This is a genomic window from Paraburkholderia sp. RL17-337-BIB-A (genome assembly GCF_046025895.1).
Lineage (GTDB): Bacteria > Pseudomonadota > Gammaproteobacteria > Burkholderiales > Burkholderiaceae > Paraburkholderia > Paraburkholderia fungorum_C.
Map to the genome: position 1 here is coordinate 2,329,351 of NZ_JARESY010000002.1, position 16,969 is coordinate 2,346,319.

Annotated in this window: 13 protein-coding genes and 1 pseudogene; 7 read left to right on the plus strand and 7 right to left on the minus strand. The window is 62.2% G+C overall.

Annotated elements, in window-relative coordinates:
• The first annotated feature begins 347 nt into the window (after positions 1–347).
• Positions 348–746 (plus strand): hypothetical protein, encoded by a 399-nt coding sequence (locus P0D84_RS31115; RefSeq protein WP_408342971.1) that lies wholly within the window; start codon positions 348–350, stop codon positions 744–746.
• Between the two features lie 557 nt (positions 747–1,303).
• Positions 1,304–1,494, plus strand: a pseudogene (locus P0D84_RS31120) (alpha/beta fold hydrolase); the annotation flags it as partial.
• Between the two features lie 180 nt (positions 1,495–1,674).
• Here P0D84_RS31120 and P0D84_RS31125 read toward each other — a convergent pair.
• Together P0D84_RS31125 and P0D84_RS31130 are read right to left on the minus strand one after the other, a co-directional pair.
• Positions 1,675–2,694 (minus strand): peptidoglycan DD-metalloendopeptidase family protein, encoded by a 1,020-nt coding sequence (locus tag P0D84_RS31125; protein ID WP_408342973.1) that lies wholly within the window; start codon positions 2,692–2,694, stop codon positions 1,675–1,677.
• Between the two features lie 719 nt (positions 2,695–3,413).
• Positions 3,414–3,830 carry a hypothetical protein gene (locus tag P0D84_RS31130; RefSeq protein WP_408342975.1) on the minus strand — a complete coding sequence of 139 codons (417 nt, stop codon included), beginning with the start codon at positions 3,828–3,830 and terminating at the stop codon, positions 3,414–3,416.
• A gap of 130 nt (positions 3,831–3,960) precedes the next feature.
• On the opposite strand from P0D84_RS31130, the gene P0D84_RS31135 reads away from it, so the two are divergent.
• Positions 3,961–4,368, plus strand: coding sequence for an SRPBCC family protein (locus P0D84_RS31135; RefSeq protein WP_408342977.1), 408 nt, complete (start codon positions 3,961–3,963; stop codon positions 4,366–4,368).
• Between the two features lie 194 nt (positions 4,369–4,562).
• On the opposite strand, the gene P0D84_RS31140 is transcribed toward P0D84_RS31135, so the two are convergent.
• Genes P0D84_RS31140 through P0D84_RS31150 form a run of 3 tightly spaced genes read right to left on the minus strand, consistent with a single transcriptional unit; the run spans position 4,563 to position 9,621 of the window.
• Positions 4,563–5,981: a c-type cytochrome gene (locus tag P0D84_RS31140; RefSeq protein WP_408342979.1), complete on the minus strand. Its 1,419-nt coding sequence runs from the start codon at positions 5,979–5,981 to the stop codon at positions 4,563–4,565.
• A gap of 11 nt (positions 5,982–5,992) precedes the next feature.
• A complete protein-coding gene (locus P0D84_RS31145) occupies positions 5,993–6,796 on the minus strand; it encodes a (2Fe-2S)-binding protein (protein ID WP_408342981.1) in 804 nt (267 codons plus the stop codon).
• On the minus strand, positions 6,793–9,621 hold the full coding sequence (locus P0D84_RS31150; RefSeq protein ID WP_408342983.1) for a xanthine dehydrogenase family protein molybdopterin-binding subunit: 2,829 nt from the start codon (positions 9,619–9,621) through the stop codon (positions 6,793–6,795). Before P0D84_RS31150 ends, P0D84_RS31145 begins: the two co-directional genes overlap by 4 nt.
• A gap of 622 nt (positions 9,622–10,243) precedes the next feature.
• Between P0D84_RS31150 and P0D84_RS31155 the strand changes: the two genes are divergently transcribed.
• On the plus strand, positions 10,244–10,543 hold the full coding sequence (locus P0D84_RS31155) for a hypothetical protein (protein ID WP_408342985.1): 300 nt from the start codon (positions 10,244–10,246) through the stop codon (positions 10,541–10,543).
• 85 nt (positions 10,544–10,628) lie between these two features.
• On the opposite strand, the gene P0D84_RS31160 is transcribed toward P0D84_RS31155, so the two are convergent.
• Positions 10,629–11,801, minus strand: a complete 1,173-nt coding sequence (locus tag P0D84_RS31160) for a porin (protein WP_408342987.1) — start codon at positions 11,799–11,801, stop codon at positions 10,629–10,631.
• A 670-nt stretch (positions 11,802–12,471) separates the two neighbouring features.
• On the opposite strand from P0D84_RS31160, the gene P0D84_RS31165 reads away from it, so the two are divergent.
• Together P0D84_RS31165 and P0D84_RS31170 are read left to right on the plus strand one after the other, a co-directional pair.
• Entirely contained in the window at positions 12,472–13,581 is a 1,110-nt protein-coding gene (locus P0D84_RS31165; protein ID WP_408342989.1) for an OpgC domain-containing protein, read from the plus strand.
• Between the two features lie 130 nt (positions 13,582–13,711).
• The gene (locus P0D84_RS31170) at positions 13,712–14,572 is read left to right on the plus strand and encodes an alpha/beta hydrolase (protein WP_408342991.1); all 861 of its coding nucleotides are present in this window, start codon (positions 13,712–13,714) and stop codon (positions 14,570–14,572) included.
• 268 nt (positions 14,573–14,840) lie between these two features.
• On the opposite strand, the gene P0D84_RS31175 is transcribed toward P0D84_RS31170, so the two are convergent.
• On the minus strand, positions 14,841–15,923 hold the full coding sequence (locus tag P0D84_RS31175) for an AI-2E family transporter (RefSeq protein WP_408342993.1): 1,083 nt from the start codon (positions 15,921–15,923) through the stop codon (positions 14,841–14,843).
• A 345-nt stretch (positions 15,924–16,268) separates the two neighbouring features.
• On the opposite strand from P0D84_RS31175, the gene P0D84_RS31180 reads away from it, so the two are divergent.
• A complete protein-coding gene (locus P0D84_RS31180; protein WP_408346188.1) occupies positions 16,269–16,553 on the plus strand; it encodes a DUF3331 domain-containing protein in 285 nt (94 codons plus the stop codon).
• The last annotated feature ends 416 nt before the right edge of the window (positions 16,554–16,969 follow it).

The following is a 16,969-nucleotide window of genomic DNA, read 5'->3' on the forward strand; positions in this document are numbered from 1 at the left end:
GCCTCCACACACATTCGCGAAAAAGCGGCAACCGTTCCGCTCTGGTTGCCGCTTTTCTATTGCCGCAACGATTTGGCTACTTCGCCGCCTGGGTCGACTTCCGCAACGGAGGCGCGGGCAGGTCCGCGGCATGTCCACGCGAAGAAAAAAACGCGGCCGCAGCCCTTGCTGGAAGTGAAACGAATTTCAAATCAATGCGTTACCATTGCGGGATTGGCGTGATCTGACGTGCTTCGCGTACGCGCATCATTCTCACTGATGCATCCTCGAACGATTTTGTTAGCATGGATCTGGCTTGACCCGATCACCCGGCTTGATCCGGCATGGCTATCCGAAGGAGCGGCAAGATGAACGACCAGCAATGCACTCAATTCCTCTCGGAAATTCGCAGGCCACTACTGGCGCTGCATAAATCGATTCTCGATCACGAGCGCGCGGCGTACGAAAAGGAATTCGGCCCCGTGACGCCGGCGGCCTTCCTGCAAGTGCTCATCAACGGCTCGGGGTTTCGCTGGCTCACGCCGCTCTCAACGGTCATCGCCAATGTCGACGAGATTCTCGACGACAAGGAAGCAGATGCCGCCGATCGGCTCGCCGCAGTTGAAGCGGTCACCGGCCTCTTTTCTCCCGACCAGCCCAACAACGCGTTCCTGCCGCGCTACTTGCCGCTCCTGCAAGCCGACCCGGCGATCCTGCATCACCACGGCCAGGTCTCGCAACTGCTGCGCAGCGCTGAAGCGAAATAGGCAGCGGTGCGTTGACTCGCCAGCTTCGTTGGCGTGGGGTGGACGTCGTCGCTGCGGTTAAACGCGGCCGCCGGGCGGCGTGCAATTGTGGGCCGCGCCTGGCGCGACACACCGAGCGCCGCGCGGCGCCCCGTGATGGTTGTGCCTGCGGCTCCCGAATTCGCTCACCATTGCCATGCGTGCATTTCAGTCGATCGCGCGTCTTCTTGTTGAATAAGGAATCGATGCGTCTTCGACGATTACCAGGCTTTCCGAACTCGCCCAACGCAAAGACACCTTGTTTCAAGGTGATTTGTGCTTGATTCGTAATAGTGCGCTGTGCCTGTGTCGCTCAGCGATCAATCCGGCGACGCCGTGAGTGACATTCTTTTCAATTTACCTGGCTTTGCTGACTAAAACAAAGATGTGTCGAAGGTGAGCTTTTGCGGGAGCCTCGCCAGGAACGCTCGCTCAACGCGCTTTGGACACGCCTGCCAAGGTAAGCAGACTTTCTCGCGACGCTCACCGCTATGCAAAGCTGACGGCTTCCCGAAAGCTATCCATTCCGCGATCAAACCGTGCGCTTTGGCGTAACCGGCAATGGTCCGCTGCTGGTGCTGGTCATGGCACGCCGTTCTCTTCGTATGTGTGGCATCGCATCGCCCCACATCTCGCGCACATTCGCACCGTCTATTACTACGATCTGCCGGGCTACGGCCAATTCGGGCAGCGCGACGCTCAGGACGTCTCGCTCGGACAGGTGGATGCGACGAAGCAGCAAACCCGGCGTTTGCTCACTACCGCTTCCGGACAGACGGATGTGACAAAGCAGCGAACCGGGCAAATGATTTGCCGGGTTCGCTGCTTGTGTAGAGAAGGCGAAAAATCGCCGGCTCTTATATTTGTCCGAGACGCGGGCCGAGAACCTGCCGAGAGCCTGGGCGCAGACCTAGCCGCGGCCTTGTGGCAAATACGGCATCGGATCGATCGGCTTGCCGTCACGGCGCAACTCGAAGCCGACGGAGACGCGCGAGTTGTTCTCGTCGCCCATCTCGGCGATCTGCTGACCTTGCCGCACAATGTCGCCGATTTTGACCAGCAGCTTGCGGTTATGCGAGTAGGCGGTCAGAAAGTCCTTGTTGTGCTGGACGATGATCAGACTGCCGTAGTCGTTCAGGCCCGTGCCTGCGTACATCACCTTGCCGTCGGCCGCGGCCCGCACCGGATCGCCCGCCTTGCCGCCGATTTCGATGCCGCGTGTTTCGCCCGGCTGGAAAGCCTCGACGACGCGGCCGCCTGCAGGCCATGCGAGCGACACCCCGTTCGCGTGCCGGGAGGTCTGCCGCGCGACTTCGCGCGCCTCGGCGGCGCTGGGCGCAGATGGTTGCGTGGCTGATTGCGCAGTCGCCTGCGCGGTAGATTGCGCCGCTGCCTGCGCGCTGGATTGCGCCGTTGCCTGCGCGGCGGATTGCGCCGCTGCCTGCGCGCCGGTTGCCGCCGACGCCGCCGCAGCCTTTGCAGCGACCGCCGCCGTATGGGCTGCCGCATTGGCCGCATTAACCGCCCGCACCGTTTCCGGCGAGGCGACATGCAGCATCTGCCCCAGCTTCAACCGCGAGGAATTCTTGAGGCCATTCCACGCCTGCAACTGTCTGACGCTGCAATGATGATGCTGCGCGATGCGCGCCAACGTGTCGCCACGTTTGACGCGATAAATTAACGGCGGCGCTTTTTTAAGCGGCGTGCCTTCGTCAGCGGCTAGCTTGACCTGTGTACCCGCGAGCGCATCGGAAGCCGGCACTGCAGCCACCGCCGGCACACTGGACGCTGCCGATACGCCCGATGCTCCTGATACCGCGCCCGTCTGCGCGCCCTGCTGCCCCACATTCGCACAACCGCTGACCGCCAGCGCGACCCACACGCCAGCCAGACTGGCCATCATTGTTCTGTCGAAGCGCTTTCCCACCATTGTTCGACTCCTGCTTTTTTATTGGTGAGCCGGGTGCTGCCCCGTCGCTTACGATGCGCGCGTTCCGTGAAGCGCTGCTTTCGTCGCGACACAGCGAGGCCGCCTCGCGCGGCGCCCACCCATGCCCTGCCATTCAAACCAACCCCTTTCGCCTTGCCGAAAACCCGGATATCTGGATACCGGACACCCGAGATTCCAGATCCCGGACACGAGGCAACCAATACCCGATAACAGGCGATCTTCCGCGAAAAGGGCCAGATTGCCGATTAAAATTCACGCGGAATTGTAAAGTGCGTTTTGCAGAAAACGCTCCGCTCCAAACAATCTGATACAAAGCTTACTCGCCGTATTGCGACATGGTTGCGTATGCAACCAGTCCCGCGCCGTCTGCCCTCGAACCACCCCAGCTCCTTGCAGATCCAGGCGCCGCCGCTCGGGCTGAATCAGCCGCCGCATCGGAGCTGTCCGCGCCGCATGTGCGGCGTCGGCCTGGAGCCTCTACGCGCACGGTCGCAAATACCCGAAAACGGCTGCGCCGCCGGGCAACCGGACGATAACGTTTGCTTTAACGGCAAAGCGCCGCCAAAACTTGAATAGCCGATCGCCGCGACGGAGAGCGCGGAGGGAAAACGTGCTGGCGAGCGGACACTGGCATGCCCGTCCCGCTCGATAAAACCGAAGTCGACTAGCTGTCCGCCGTGGCTCGATAAGACCGGCAACTAACTGTAGGTCTTGCCGTGATACAGCACGAAGCCGACCGGATGATGCGTGAAGTGCAGCACCGGCAGAACGGGGTTGTTGTTATCGGCGGTGGGATAGGCGCTGGCTTCGGGGATGTATTCGCCTTGCGCCTCGATCGCTTGCCCGGCCTGCAGTCCGGGGATTTCCTGCGCAAGCCCCTCGCTATCGCCGAAACGCACCGCCACGAACACTTCGGTGCCGACGAGGTTCTGCGTGCCACCCTCGAACTTCACAACCTTGTCGATCTCGATGACGAATTGCTGATGCTCGGCGGCATGGTGAAACTCCGGCGTGAGGAACACCTTGCTGATCGTGCCTTGTACACAGGCCAGCGGTGCACCCAGCGAATTAGCGTAACTATGGTGAGGAAGGGTCTGCGTCGCGCGATTGCTCATGAAACCTCCGTGAAGGGAATCAGTTGGTCTACGGCGAAACGTAAGGCGCACCGCCAGACGGCAACGGCGCGATACCATTTGAGCAAGCCTCGGCGCGCGAGTTCATTGCGCGCCATTCACAGGAGCCACGATGACCCGGCCTGCCCAAGCACACATCATCACCGTCCATATCGCGCGCGACTGGCATGATGTTTATGCTTTCACTTCGCCACCGGAGGCGTTCCCGGCGTGGGCATCGGGGCTTGGCAAACCGTTGCGCCACGAAGGCGCGATGTGGGTGTTCGAAGGCAGCGAAGGCGCCGTGACGGTGCGCTTCTCCGACGCTAACGACTACGGCGTGCTCGACCATTACGTGCTCTTGCCCGACGGCAGCGAGATCTATATCCCGCTGCGGGTGATCGCCAACGGCAGAGGCAGCGACGTGCAGTTCACCCTGTTTCGCGTACCCGGTATGACAGACGAGAAATTCGCCGCTGACGCGCAGTGGGTCGAGCGCGATCTGAACAAACTGAAGGTGTTGCTGGAGGCGCAGAGTTGAGTCACTTGCGATAAGCGGCATGGGTCCGCGCATAAAAAAACCGGCGCCTTGATGAACTGCACCCCAAGTCGTTGGACGGGCGTCCAACTTTGCGGAGTCAGTTCATGACGGGCACCGGCTGTTTCTCACATTACGCTTAACACTTGACGCTGACCGCCTGATATTCAGCGTTCGGGCTCAATGCATCGCAGCGTTCACCGCAACGCTTTCACCGCATCGGCCGTCACGTCGGCGGGCTGGCCGCCATACGTCGCGCGCAGATAATTCGAGAGCTGCGCGAGTTCCATGTCGCTCAGTTGCGTGGCGAAGCCCGGCATGTCCTGCATCCGTTCGAGCCCCGGGAAATCCTGCGCCCTGATGCCATCGAGCATCGCCACGATCAGATTGTGCGGATCGCTTTGACGCAGCGTGGAATTAGCGTGCATCGGTATCGCGACGTGCGGCTTGCCTTCGCCGCCCAGCCCGTGACAGCCGGCACACACCGCGAGATAGACATTGCGCCCTGGCTCGAGTTGCGCGGCATCGGCGGAGACCGATTGCAACGGTTGCAACGATTGTGGCTGAGGCGGCTGGTCGCCGAGCAGATACGTCGACATTGCGCGCAGATCGTCATGCGTCATGTACTGGCTGCTCAGATGCACGACCGGATACATCTCGCCGAAGGCCGAGCCTTGCGGCGCGATGCCCGTGGCGAAAAACGTCTGCAAGTCCGCGGCCGTCCAGCCACGCGACGCCAAACCATGGGGCGTGATATCCGGTGCGGCGATCCGGCCGAGCGCCGCGCCCGTCAGCGGCCTGGCACCGTCGAGCTGGCCGAACCTGCCGCGCGGCGTGTGGCATTCGGCGCAATGGCCAAGCGCGCTTGCCAGATAGCGTCCGCGATACCAGTCCGCCGAGGCCCCAGAGGAAGTCCCCTTGGGGGACGCCACGAAGGAAGTCCCTTTGGGGGACGCCCCAGAGGAAGCCTCCTCGGGCGATGTCCCAGACGAAGTCCCCTTGGCAGACGCCCCAGAGGAAGCCCCCTCGGGCGACGTCCCAGACGAAGCCCCCTTGGAGGATTGCCCTTCCGATGCGTCCGGCAACGTGTCCGTCAGGAACAGCCAGTCCCAGAAACGCACGCCAAAACGCATGTTGAACGGGAACGACAGCTCCGGCTCGCGGTTCGCCACCGCCGCCGGCTTCTGCGCCATCAGATACGCGTAGATCGCGTCGCTATCCGCACGCGACAGTTGGCGGTAGGACGTGTACGGCATTGCCGGATACAACTGCTTGTTCGGCATGACGCCGTCGTGCAGCGCCTTGTACAGATCGTCCGCGCTCCAGTCGCCGATACCGTGGTCCTTGTCCGGCGTGATGTTGGTGCCGTAGAAGGTGCCGAACGGCGAGGCCAGTTTGACGCCGCCGGCGAACGGTGCGCCGTCAGAGGTGGTGTGGCAGGCGGCACAGTCGGCGGCCTTGACGAGATAACGTCCGCGCGCGAGCGGATCGGCGGCGGTGGATTGCGGTCCCGACGCCGCGGCAGCCTGCATCGCGGCAGCGGAGTCGTCGTGTTTGGCGCAAGCGCTCAGTAAAGCAGCGGTGCCGACCGAGAGCAACACGTGGCGCAAATTCATCGAACGACTCATCATGCGGCGCCCCCCGATGCCCCAAGGGGACTTCCTTCGCGGTGCGAGACTTCCTTGCTGGCGTCCTTTACGAGGCCCGGCGTCGTCATCACGACTTCCTTCACGGCTTCGTAGTAGCGCACGTAGCCCGTGCAACGGCAGATATGGTCGTTCAGCGCCTCCGTGATGGTTTGCTCGACCTGGTCTTTGGCGATCGGCTGACGCTTCAGACGTTCGATCAGCACAGTCGCCGCATTGACGAAACCGGGCGTGCAGTAGCCACACTGAAAACTGAAGTGTTCGAGAAACTTCTGCTGGATCGGCGACAGCTCAACGACCTCGCCGGCCTCGTTGCGCCTCGCGTGTCCTTCGATCGTGCGAATGGTTTTGCCGTGGAAGAAATTCGCGCCGGTGATGCAGGTGCGCACTTCCTCGCTGGTGCCGTCCGGCTTGTCGACGATCACGACACACGCGTGGCAGACGCCCTGGCCACAGCCGAGGCGCGAGCCGGTCAGATGCAGGTACTCGTGCAGGAAGTCGATCATCATCAGACCGGCGGGCACGTCGGTCGGGCCGACGATCTCGCCGTTCACCTTGATCGATACCGGCAGCGTGCGGAAATGCGTCAACGGACGCTCGACCATGACAGCAGCCGGTGCGCTGGCGAGGGCAGCCCCCGAGGCGACCGAGCCGGAGGCGGCATTGGCCGCAGCAGCACCCGAAGCACCGGACACGGCAGCAAACGCGACGTTGCCGTGCGCGATGCCACTCGCGACATGGGCGGCATTAGCGGCATGAGCGGAAGTTTGATTGGGGGCCGTCATGCGAGCACCTCCTGAATACGTTGCGGGGTAACCGGCAGATCGGTAAAGCGATGATCGATCGCGTGGGCGATGCCGTTCACGATGGCGCCGACCACCGGAATCATCACCACCTCGGCGATGCCCTTCGGCGGATCGGTTTCGGTCAGCGGCGGCAGGACTTCGCCGGTCTGGGTCCAGACGGCGACGTCAGTCGCGCGCGGCAAGTGGTAGCGATTGAAGTTCCACGTGCCGTTGCCGGGGCCGTCCTCATAGAGCGGCAGATACTCGTGCAACGCATGGCCAATCCCCATGGCCAGCCCGCCTTGCAGTTGGCCCGACACGAGTTGCGGCGAGAGCTGATTGCCGCATTCCATGATCGAGTGATGCGCGAGCAAGTCCACCTTGCCGCTCGCTTCATGCACCGACAGTTCGACCAGCGTGCCGACCGCGCTGTAGTACGTGACTGCGGCGTTATTGCGTTGCACCGGCGGAATGAACACGCGCTGACGGTCGAGCACGCGGTATCGATTCGACGTGGTCTGCAGTTTTTGCTTATCGGCCGAAGCGCTATCGCCGTAGCGCACGGCAAGACCATCGAGCGGCAGACGTTCGACGCTGCCGTCGATCTCGAAGTCCGCTTCGGTCCATTGCCAGCGGTTGAACACGTGCACAGTCGCGCCGGTTACCAGACCCAACTCGTGCGCTTTCCTCGCGAGCTGTTCGAATGGCAGCGCTTCGAGGCCCGCCGCGGACAGCTTGCCGTCGACCCAGCGCGCATCTTCGATGCGAACCACCAGCGGCGCGGCCTGCCCGCCACCGCCGCCTTGACGCCAGATCGCCTGCGCCGCCGGCCACAAGCCATGCGCGAAAACGACGCGTGCAGCTTCGCGCGTGCTGTGCGTGAAGTAGAACGCCGAGTTCGTCGCGCTAGACGGCGACGCATAACCCGGCGACCAGCGCGGATTCGCCGCGAGCTTGTCCTGCTCCGCTTGCGACATCATGTACGGATCGCCGCTCGTGACGACCGGCAGATCGGGCCAATCGGTAATTGCGACATGCACGTCGGTGGCCGGTTTGCCGAGCCACTTCGCGACTGCGATTGCCTGCGAGGTCGACACGCCCGTGCCGATTTCAGCCGCCGTGTGTTGCAGGCTGATCTTGCCGTCGGCGCCGAACTCGACCTTCGCGAACGAGGTTTCCGCGCCGGTGCCGAAGTCTTTCTGCACACACGCAAAGCCGACGCCGTAGCGCTTGCCCGGATGCGCGGCTTCGAACTCCGTTTTACGTTTCGCGCGATTCATCCACAGCGGATGCACCTTCGCCTGCTGCAACACCTCGTCGACGCGAATCGCGCCCGCGGGCACGGCGCCCTGGGTGTTCTTCATGCCCGAACGCAGCGCGTTTTTCAGGCGGAACTCGATCGGATCGAGATTCAATTGCGCGGCGATTTCGTCGACCATCATCTCGGTCGCGGCCATGCTTTGCAGCGTGCCGTAGCCGCGTGCCGAGCCCGCGTCGATCGCGCGCGAAGCGATTGCCACCGCGGACAGATCGTTCTTCGGGAAGTAGTAGATCGACTGCGCCGCCGTCGCGCCCACCATCGCCACCGACGGCGAAAAGTTGCAACGTCCGCCACCGTCCGCTTCCATCGTGGCCTTGAACGATTGCAGCAACCCTGTGTTCCTGTCGACCGCGATCCGGTAGTTCATCCTGAACGCGTGGCGTTTCAAGGACGTCTGGAACTGCTCGTAACGATCGTTAGCCAGGCGCACCGGGCGGCCATCCGCATACATCGCGCAGACGAGACCGTAGAACGGCACGTTGAAGTGGTCCTTCGAACCGTAGCCGACCGTATAGCACGGGTGCACAAACAGATTCTTCACCGGGAACGCGCATTTCGCGACCATCCCTGCCGCGCTTTCCACGACTTCCAGCGGCGCCTGGGTCGGCACGACCATGTGCAACGATTGCGTCGCCGCGTCGTACCAGCAGTTCGCGTTGTCGGGTTCGAGCGCGGCCGTGTCGATCGACTGCGTGGTGTACTCGCGCTCCATCACGAGCCAGTCCGCCGAAGGATGATCCAGTTCCTGCTGGATCTGCCCGGCGTGGAACATGCCCTGCTCGTCGAGCTTGCCGTGTTCGACGCCGTCCGGCCACACCGGCTGGTGCTTGCGCATCGTGCTCGGGAACACCGGCGCGTCTTTCAGACTGGAGAATGTGTCGTCGTCATACGGCGTCTTGCCGCCGACGCGCACGAAGCGGAACGTGCCCCACGGATCGCGTTCGAGCGGCCCGGTCTGCGCGCCGTAACGGATGATCTGATCCTGGAACTTGAGCTTGTCTTTCGCGAAGCGGAAGCGCACGAAGTCGTGATAGATCAGGATCGCCACGGCCTGGCCGAGATACGCGGGCGTCTTGCCTGGCGGCAGCAGCATGTCGTCGCCGTAGAAGGCCGGGAAGATCAGACCGTCGCGCGTCAGATCTTCAGCGGTGACCACGCGATCGGGCTTCAGATCGTCGCCGAGAAGCGCCAGGTCGAAGCCTTCATAGCTGCGGTCGGCTTGCGTCGTGCGCAAAATGAAGGCGTGCGACTGCTGCTGTGGCCAGTGCGGCATGTCGGCGGCGCGAATGTCACGCGCGAACACTTTGGAACCGGTCACTTTCGCGATCCCGTCGATGCGGAATTTCGCCTGGCCGTTAGCCGCGTCCCATTGAACCGGCGTCAGGATTTTTTCTTCGAACAACGCAGCGAATGCGCGGCTGCCCATCGGCGCGATATACACCGACACACCCGCCAATACGCTGGCCTTCAGAAAACTACGACGCGAAAGGTCGAGTTTCCCCATGGACTTCTCCTTTAGTGAACACAGCGGCAACTCGCGGGCAGGACGACTGCGGAAAGCCGGTCGATAGCTCGTGAAAAACATCACACTTCGTGCGCCGCGCACGCGATTGCCCACGCACACGCGCCGAACGGCTGTCACCACGAGGGAGGTGTTCGATCCGCGGGCGCTTGCATGCCCGGGCGTACCGGCGACGTGCGGCGGCCATCACTTCGGCTGTGCCGCAGTCGATCTGATTTACCTTGAACTACCGTGAGTTGCCTTTTTCCCTCAGTCCTACTGAGGGCAAGGGGCGGGATTATCTCGCTGTTTAGACGCACGGTGCGTCATTTTTTGTCAGCTATCTCGCAAATAACGGATCGGGTATGAATCGTTATGGCGGCGGGTTTATCGCGCATTTCAGACTGATCCCACGCAACGTTGAGAAAGGGACGATATGTTGAAGAAGGTCAAAAAAATATCCTTACGGGTCCGTTTGAAGACTGCTTGCCTCGCTGTAAAAGCGTGGCAAGTCCGTGAACGGGAAAACCATTTCCGTCAGTATATTTTTTACTTCGCCGGCTCGATAAAAACCGGTGGATGATTTGAGGTTTAAGTGGATTCTCTTAATTCAGCGAACAGATTCATGGGTGGTTTCTTTTTCGGCGCCCTGGTCGCTGCGGTCGTGATGGTATTGCTATGCAATGCCGGTGAATTTTCGCCGTTCGTGGCGAAGCTGCATGCCTTGGAACAGGTCATCGTGACCGCGCTCATTTCCCTCGTTATCGTCGATGCAAAGCCATTGGCCTATAAAACCGTATGGCGTGAACGCCGCTGCAGCTTCGTACTCGACGAAGATCTGAGTGCGACAATTCGCGGTAGAACCTTTGGCATTCCCGCCGGCGTGGTCATCGGCATTCTGATTCAGAATTACGTGATGAACTGATTCCCCGTCACACGGGAAAGCGACATTCAATTACGCTTGAACTCGCGGTCATCATTCAGTACACGACTGGCGCGCCCAGTCATCTCTAGAACTTATGCCGTATCGCCGCGCGCACCACGACCTGCTTCGACGTCGATGACGGCGACTGGGTGCCGGGCGTGAAGGCATCGTCCAGAATCGAATAGGTAGGGTCGCCGGTCACCCGCTGATATTCGCCCTGAAGGTACACGTCGGTGCGTTTGGACAGGTTGTAGTCCGCCATCAAGCCGAACGAATGAATTTTCGGCTTCACGCCGCCGTTTGAGGCATCGTAGGTTTCCATCGTGTACACGTACTGGGCTCCCACAAACAGCATCGGCGAAATCTGGTACTTGCCGTTCACCTCGAAGTTCTGATACTTCAGCGAGTTCAACAACACACCGGGCGGTACGAGCGGCGTCACGCCGAGATACCCGTTGCTGGTCGGATCCAGATAGTTCGAGTTGGTGTACACGAAGCCGGCAGTGGCCGGGCCGAAGGTATACGTGATGCCGCCGCCGAACACGCGCATGCGGGCGGCAATAAAGCTGGCGTCGTTTGCGGTGATCGCGCCGTTCGAGCCGTTGCCCGGGTTGTCGGCCTGCAGATACGCCGCGGCCACCAGCAGTCCGCCGTAGGTGTACTGGCCGCCGAAACTGTACGCGCGATTGTTAGCGAAGCCCGTGTCATTGCTGAAGCTGTACACGCCGCCAAACTGGAAGCCCGAGAGCGACGGGCTGGTGTACTTGACGCTGTTGTCGAGTCGGAATGTGTTGTCGGTGTTGTCGTTATCGTACGGGTGGGAGAACAGCGAACCGGCCCAGTTGCCGTTGGCCGTGGTCTGCGCCAGATAGTCGACCACCGAATCGTACTGACGCCCGAAGGTCAGGGTGCCGTAGGGCTCCGAACTCAAGCCGACGAACGCCTGACGGCCGAACATGCGGCCACCCTGGTTAAGCCGCCCGGAGCTGACGTCGAAGCCGTTTTCCAGCTGGAAGATCGCCTTCAGGCCGCCGCCGAGTTCCTCGGCGCCTTTCAAGCCCCAGCGGCTGCCTTGCGCATCGCCGCTTGCGAGTTCATAGACATGGCCGCGGCCGACGTTGTTGGTGTAGTTGATGCCTTCATCGAGCACGCCGTAGAGCGTCACACTCGTCTGGGCACCGGCGGGCGCGGAGACAATAGCTAACGAGGCGGCGGACAAAGCGGTGGAGACAGCCAGCGCGAGCACTTGCTTGTTCATGAAGATCTCCCTGCACTCGAGTAATGGGACAACTCGATCCGACCGCTTTCTTTTGACGCTTCTGGAGGCGTTTATCGGCCCCGGCGCGCTTTCAGGAAATCCTCACATGCCGTTACCTCGCCGTCCATCGGGTGTCGCGTCCATATCTCAAAACGTTGCGAAATCTCCACTGCGTGCAACGCCCTCTTCTTTCGCGGTGCTTATTCAGGTAAACGACGTCGCGCCGGCCGCACTTAAGCCGACTGTCGCCTCGACTGCGCCGACCCTGCACGATGCAAGCAATCGCCGCCTGTTCGAGCGGCTGGCGGCGCGGTTGTCCGGGAAGCCGGTGGACGGATGCATCCAGCACGGGCCGCCTCGGCTTTGTCACGGAAAGAAATATATTCGAAAGCTTTTGCGGCGCTGCAGCGGAACTCCGCGCCGTCAATCGGGTCATTTTTACTGGCCTCTGCAAGCGCGCCGCGCGCGGCCGGTTCAAGCGGCGAAGCGGGTGGCCGCCCGCAGGTGGCCGCCCCGCGGACGGCCACCCCGCGGGGCGGCGGTTCGTGGGGCGGCTATCCTCCAGGGCGGCCGCCCGCCGCAGTACCTGATCCCATTTCTAAAAGCCTGATGAGACGCCTGCCGCGCTGGACTGGCGCGCCGTCGCACGGGGCTGCTTTTGGCGCCACACATGCAAAAGTCGCAATCCCGCTTGATCGAGCTCGATTTTTTCCGCGGGCTGGTCCTCCTGGTCATCGTCGTCGATCACATCGGCGGCAGCATTCTGTCGCGCGTCACGCTGCATGCCTATGCGCTGTGCGATGCGGCCGAAGTCTTCGTATTCCTCGGCGGCTTCGCCACCGCCACGGCCTACGCGGCGCTGGCCGAACGGCGTAACGAGGCGAGCGCGCGCAGCCGCTTCTTGCGGCGCTCGCTCGAAATCTATCGCGCCTTCCTCATCACCGCCGGTTTGATGCTGCTGGTGAGCGCCGTGCTGACAGCGTTCAGTATCAACGGCCCCAATCTCGCCACCGCCGATCTCGACGATCTGATGGCCGCCCCCGTGGCCGCCCTGCGCGATATCCTGCTATTCCGGCGTCAGCCGTATCTCGCTTCCGTGTTGCCGATGTATGCGTTCTTCGCGCTGCTCGTGCCCATGATCCTGCCGCTCGCGCGCAGCAAGCCGTGGCTGCTGCTGGCCGGCAGCGTCGCACTGTGGGCGGGCGCACCCGCTATCGACGCCTACCTGCCCGCCGCGCCGGACATGCACTGGGATTTCAACCCGTTTGCCTGGCAGCTGCTGTTCGTGCTTGGCGTGCTGACACGTTGCCAGCCGGTTTATCAGCGGATCAGCGCGCACCGTCTCGGCTGGCTGATCAGCGTGCTGGCGTTCGCCGTGGTGGCGGCCGCGGCCTATTACAAGCTGTTTATCGAACGCGAGCCGCTCGACGGCAGCCTCAAGCAAAACCTCTCGTACCTGCGCGCAATCAATTTTCTCGCGATTGCGTGGCTCGTCGCGAACCTGATCCAGCTCGGCTGGGCCAGAAAGCTCGCTCAATGGATGCCGTGGGTCGGCATGATCGGCCGTCAGGGGCTGCTGTGCTTTATCGCGGGCGCGGTGATTTCGCTGGTCGTCGATTCGGTGCTGTATGCCGCGACCGACGGCTATCTGAACTATCCCCTCGGGCTGGTGGCGGATGCGTTTGCGGTCGGCGCGCTGTTCGCCGTCGCGAGGGCGTCGGAGCCGCTCAAGCGGTTCGTGACGCGCCTTTGGAGCTTGCGGCTCGGAACGGCGCCCTGAGTGAGCAGGCCGCCTGCGCACGCCAGCGCGGGCTTTTGCCGCTTAGCTCGCTGCCGCTTGCCGATTTCCCCCGCCGATACTGATAGCATGACGGCCGCACGCGATCTGCGTGGCGGCCTCTTACACTGACATGCGTCTATTCCTACATTCCGTACTCCTTGCGCTATGCGCTGCTGTCGGCGCGCCGGCGAGCGCCAGCACCGTCATTAGCCGAAGCTTCCACTCTGAGGCGCTCGGCCGCGACTGGACCTACACGATCTATCTGCCCACCGGCTATCGCCACGACGCCGCCCGCATTCCAGTGCTCTATCTCCTGCACGGCAATAACGGCGACGCCAACGACTGGCTCACCCAGGGCCATCTGCAATCCACCGCCGACGCGCTGATCGAACGCAAGGAAATGCCGCCGGTCGCGATCGTGATGCCGCAAGGCGGCACGGACTGGTATGTCGATCGTAAGGAGAAGATGGAGACAGCGTTCTTCGACGATCTGCTGCCTGAGATCGAAACGCGCTATGCGGTCGCGACGCAACGTGGCGGGCGGATGATCGGCGGCGTCTCGATGGGCGGCTTCGGCGCGCTGCGCTACGCCATGACGCAACCCGAACTCTTTTGCGGCGCGCTGCTGCTAAGCCCCGCGATCTATGCGAATGAGCCGCCGCTGGCTTCGGCGGCGCGACGCGTCGGCGTGTTCGGCGAGCGGCAGTTCGATCCGCACGTCTGGCATACGCTCAACTATCCGGCGCAATGGGAGCGCTACATGAGCCGGCCATACCGCCTGCCGATGTTCATCGGCGCCGGCGACGACGATCTCGTGATCCAGGCTGACGCGTCGTCGCTTTATACGCATCTTCGGCTGGCGGGGAATCCGGCGGCGCTGCGCATTATCGACGGCGGCCATACCTGGGACGTGCGGAGCGCGCTGCTGCCCGCCGCGTTGAAATATACGTTGGGCTGCGTGAAACAGTCCGGGCGCGATCAGGAGAAGTAAACCGGCGAATCAGCAAGACGGGGCGTGCCGGCAACGCGCGTGCCGTTCGAGCCGACAATCCAGGTGCGGCTCGTTGAGGTGCAGTTCGTTGAGGTGCAACTCATTCAGGTGCGGCTCCCTTCACCTGCGGCTCGGCCAGGTGCGGCTCGGCCAGGTCCAACTCATTCACGTGAAACTCGTTCACGTGCAGCTCATTCACGTACAACTCGTTCACGTGCGGCTCGAATCGCCAGATCACGCGCGATTCGGACCACCAACTAACGTGCAACTATTGCACGAGATCGGTCCACAGCACCATCAGCACGGTCATGAGCGCGGGGCCGATAAAAAGGCCCAGCAAACCGAACGTCTCTGCCCCGCCGAGAATGCCGAAAAGCACCAGCAGGAAAGGTAGACGTGTCGAGTTACCGATCAACACCGGCCGCACGAAATGTTCGGCGACGAACACCACAACTGAGCCGAACACGGCCAGCCCGATGGCTGCGGCAACCGCACCTTGCGAGAACAGCCATAAGGCTGCAAGGCCAAACGTGATCGGCGCGCAGAACGGCAGCATCGCGGCGATCGCCGTGATGAACGCGAGCAGCGCGACATGCGGCAAGCCGGTCACGAAATAGGCGACGCCCATCAACACGCCCTCGCCGAGCCCGACCACCACCAGCCCCGACACCGTGCCGCGCACTGCCGCGGCCATGCGCCCGAGCAGGTGCGCGCCGTCGTCGCCGAAGCAGCGCCGCACGCCTCTCATCAACGAGCCGGACAAACGCGGGCCGGCCTGAAAGATCACGAACAGCGTGATCAGCATGAAGCCGAACACCATCACAGCGCGCGCCGCGCGCGCACCGAAATGGCGGCCGAGCGTCATCACGGTCGTGCTGTGCAACCCCTTCATTGCCGCCGAATCGCGCAGCGGCGGGGCCAGATTGGCCTGCCACCAGCTCGAAATCTGTTGCACGCCAAACGGCAAACGCTCGATGATGTCCGGCATCGGAATGCCGTTTTCCTGCGCGGTCTTGAACCACTCATTCATGTCATGGGCTTCGCGCAGTGCCTCAGCAATGCCGATACCGATCGGCAGCACGACCAGCAATGCGATCGCGAGTGTCAGTACCGCGGCGACCAGCGTCGTGCGGCCCGTGAACCAGCGGTTACGCTCCAACTTTCTCAAAAGCGGCCACAGCGCAATTGCAATGACGCCGGCCCAGGCCGCCACCGCGATGAAATCGCGTACGACCCATAGCGCCAGCAACACGAGTGCGATATACAGCACGAGCAATGCCGTTTTCTGTTTTTTCAGGCGATCAGGCGGTGTCGGCGATTCGGGTGGCGCTACCGGGGGGCGAGAAATCATGTGGGCTCTTAGGGTCGTGTGGATATGCGCGCGTGCCGGCCGGAAAAATGCAAGCCCGCTACACTTGCATCGCACGGTCGCTCATCAATAACCACATCTTAAAGGAAGCACCGGCGCCCTTTGCTGGCGGCATTCTCGTCACACCGAGCACAACACTGCGTTGCAAAAATCCACCCTATCGTAAATTCACCTCGCATGTGGCCCGCAAAGCCCCGTCGTTTCGGGTAAGTGCGGATGTCAAGTTTCATTATTGCTGTTTAGAGAACAGTGTTTCAACCGCGGCACAATAGCTATCCGGCGCGTGCGGGACTACATTCGGCACACCACAATACGGAGCCGACGATGATGACCTTAGAGTCCATCCCCCTTAACGGTACGAATGGCGTACGCATCGAAATTCTCGAGCGCTCCGACACGACGCTGGTGATCCGCTGGGTCGAACCGGGGCGATGTCACTATGGCGAACAACGTTGGCGGCGGCGCTCGGCGCATACCTCGGGCACATGTGCTGTCACGCGGCGCAAGATTCGCCGCGGCGATGCGGTGTTCAAACCGGCAGAACGGCCAGCGCCTTCTAACGCGTCCGCGATGATTTGCGCTGAAGTTTTATGCGAGCTTGCTGAAGCGTAAGTTTTTTGTATGCGCGGCACTTCGCTGCCGTGCGCTTGCGGCGCCAGCCGCCGTTGGCCTCCCACGTGAGTTGTTTGCGCGGGCTTGCCGCCGCTCCCTTTTTTCGGCGATGCCCCTCATACGCTTGGCACCGCTCGCCGCTTGACCACCTCGCCACTCACCGCCTCAGCACCTCGCCGCCTCACCGCCTCCCGCCTCACCACCTCCCCGCCTTATAAAGGCAGTGCGAAAGGCCACTACAACTGGCGCACGGTCGATCCGCGGCCCAGTCCCCAAACGCCCGATTGCGGCTCTTCGCCACGTGCGCTATGGTGGTCCACGTTGCGCCAGGTCACCATGCCTGCCAGATGCGCACCGTTAAATGAATGCCCCGCATCCCATTCGAACGCGCCGCAGCCCGTTCTCGCGGCAAACGA

Coding starts and splice junctions, on each gene's coding strand:
- P0D84_RS31115 (WP_408342971.1), top strand. CDS start 348: ATGAACGACCAGCAATGCACTCAATTCCTCTCGGAAATTCGCAGGCCA.
- P0D84_RS31125 (WP_408342973.1), bottom strand. CDS start 2,694: ATGGTGGGAAAGCGCTTCGACAGAACAATGATGGCCAGTCTGGCTGGC.
- P0D84_RS31130 (WP_408342975.1), bottom strand. CDS start 3,830: ATGAGCAATCGCGCGACGCAGACCCTTCCTCACCATAGTTACGCTAAT.
- P0D84_RS31135 (WP_408342977.1), top strand. CDS start 3,961: ATGACCCGGCCTGCCCAAGCACACATCATCACCGTCCATATCGCGCGC.
- P0D84_RS31140 (WP_408342979.1), bottom strand. CDS start 5,981: ATGAATTTGCGCCACGTGTTGCTCTCGGTCGGCACCGCTGCTTTACTG.
- P0D84_RS31145 (WP_408342981.1), bottom strand. CDS start 6,796: ATGACGGCCCCCAATCAAACTTCCGCTCATGCCGCTAATGCCGCCCAT.
- P0D84_RS31150 (WP_408342983.1), bottom strand. CDS start 9,621: ATGGGGAAACTCGACCTTTCGCGTCGTAGTTTTCTGAAGGCCAGCGTA.
- P0D84_RS31155 (WP_408342985.1), top strand. CDS start 10,244: ATGGGTGGTTTCTTTTTCGGCGCCCTGGTCGCTGCGGTCGTGATGGTA.
- P0D84_RS31160 (WP_408342987.1), bottom strand. CDS start 11,801: ATGAACAAGCAAGTGCTCGCGCTGGCTGTCTCCACCGCTTTGTCCGCC.
- P0D84_RS31165 (WP_408342989.1), top strand. CDS start 12,472: ATGCAAAAGTCGCAATCCCGCTTGATCGAGCTCGATTTTTTCCGCGGG.
- P0D84_RS31170 (WP_408342991.1), top strand. CDS start 13,712: ATGCGTCTATTCCTACATTCCGTACTCCTTGCGCTATGCGCTGCTGTC.
- P0D84_RS31175 (WP_408342993.1), bottom strand. CDS start 15,923: ATGATTTCTCGCCCCCCGGTAGCGCCACCCGAATCGCCGACACCGCCT.
- P0D84_RS31180 (WP_408346188.1), top strand. CDS start 16,269: ATGACCTTAGAGTCCATCCCCCTTAACGGTACGAATGGCGTACGCATC.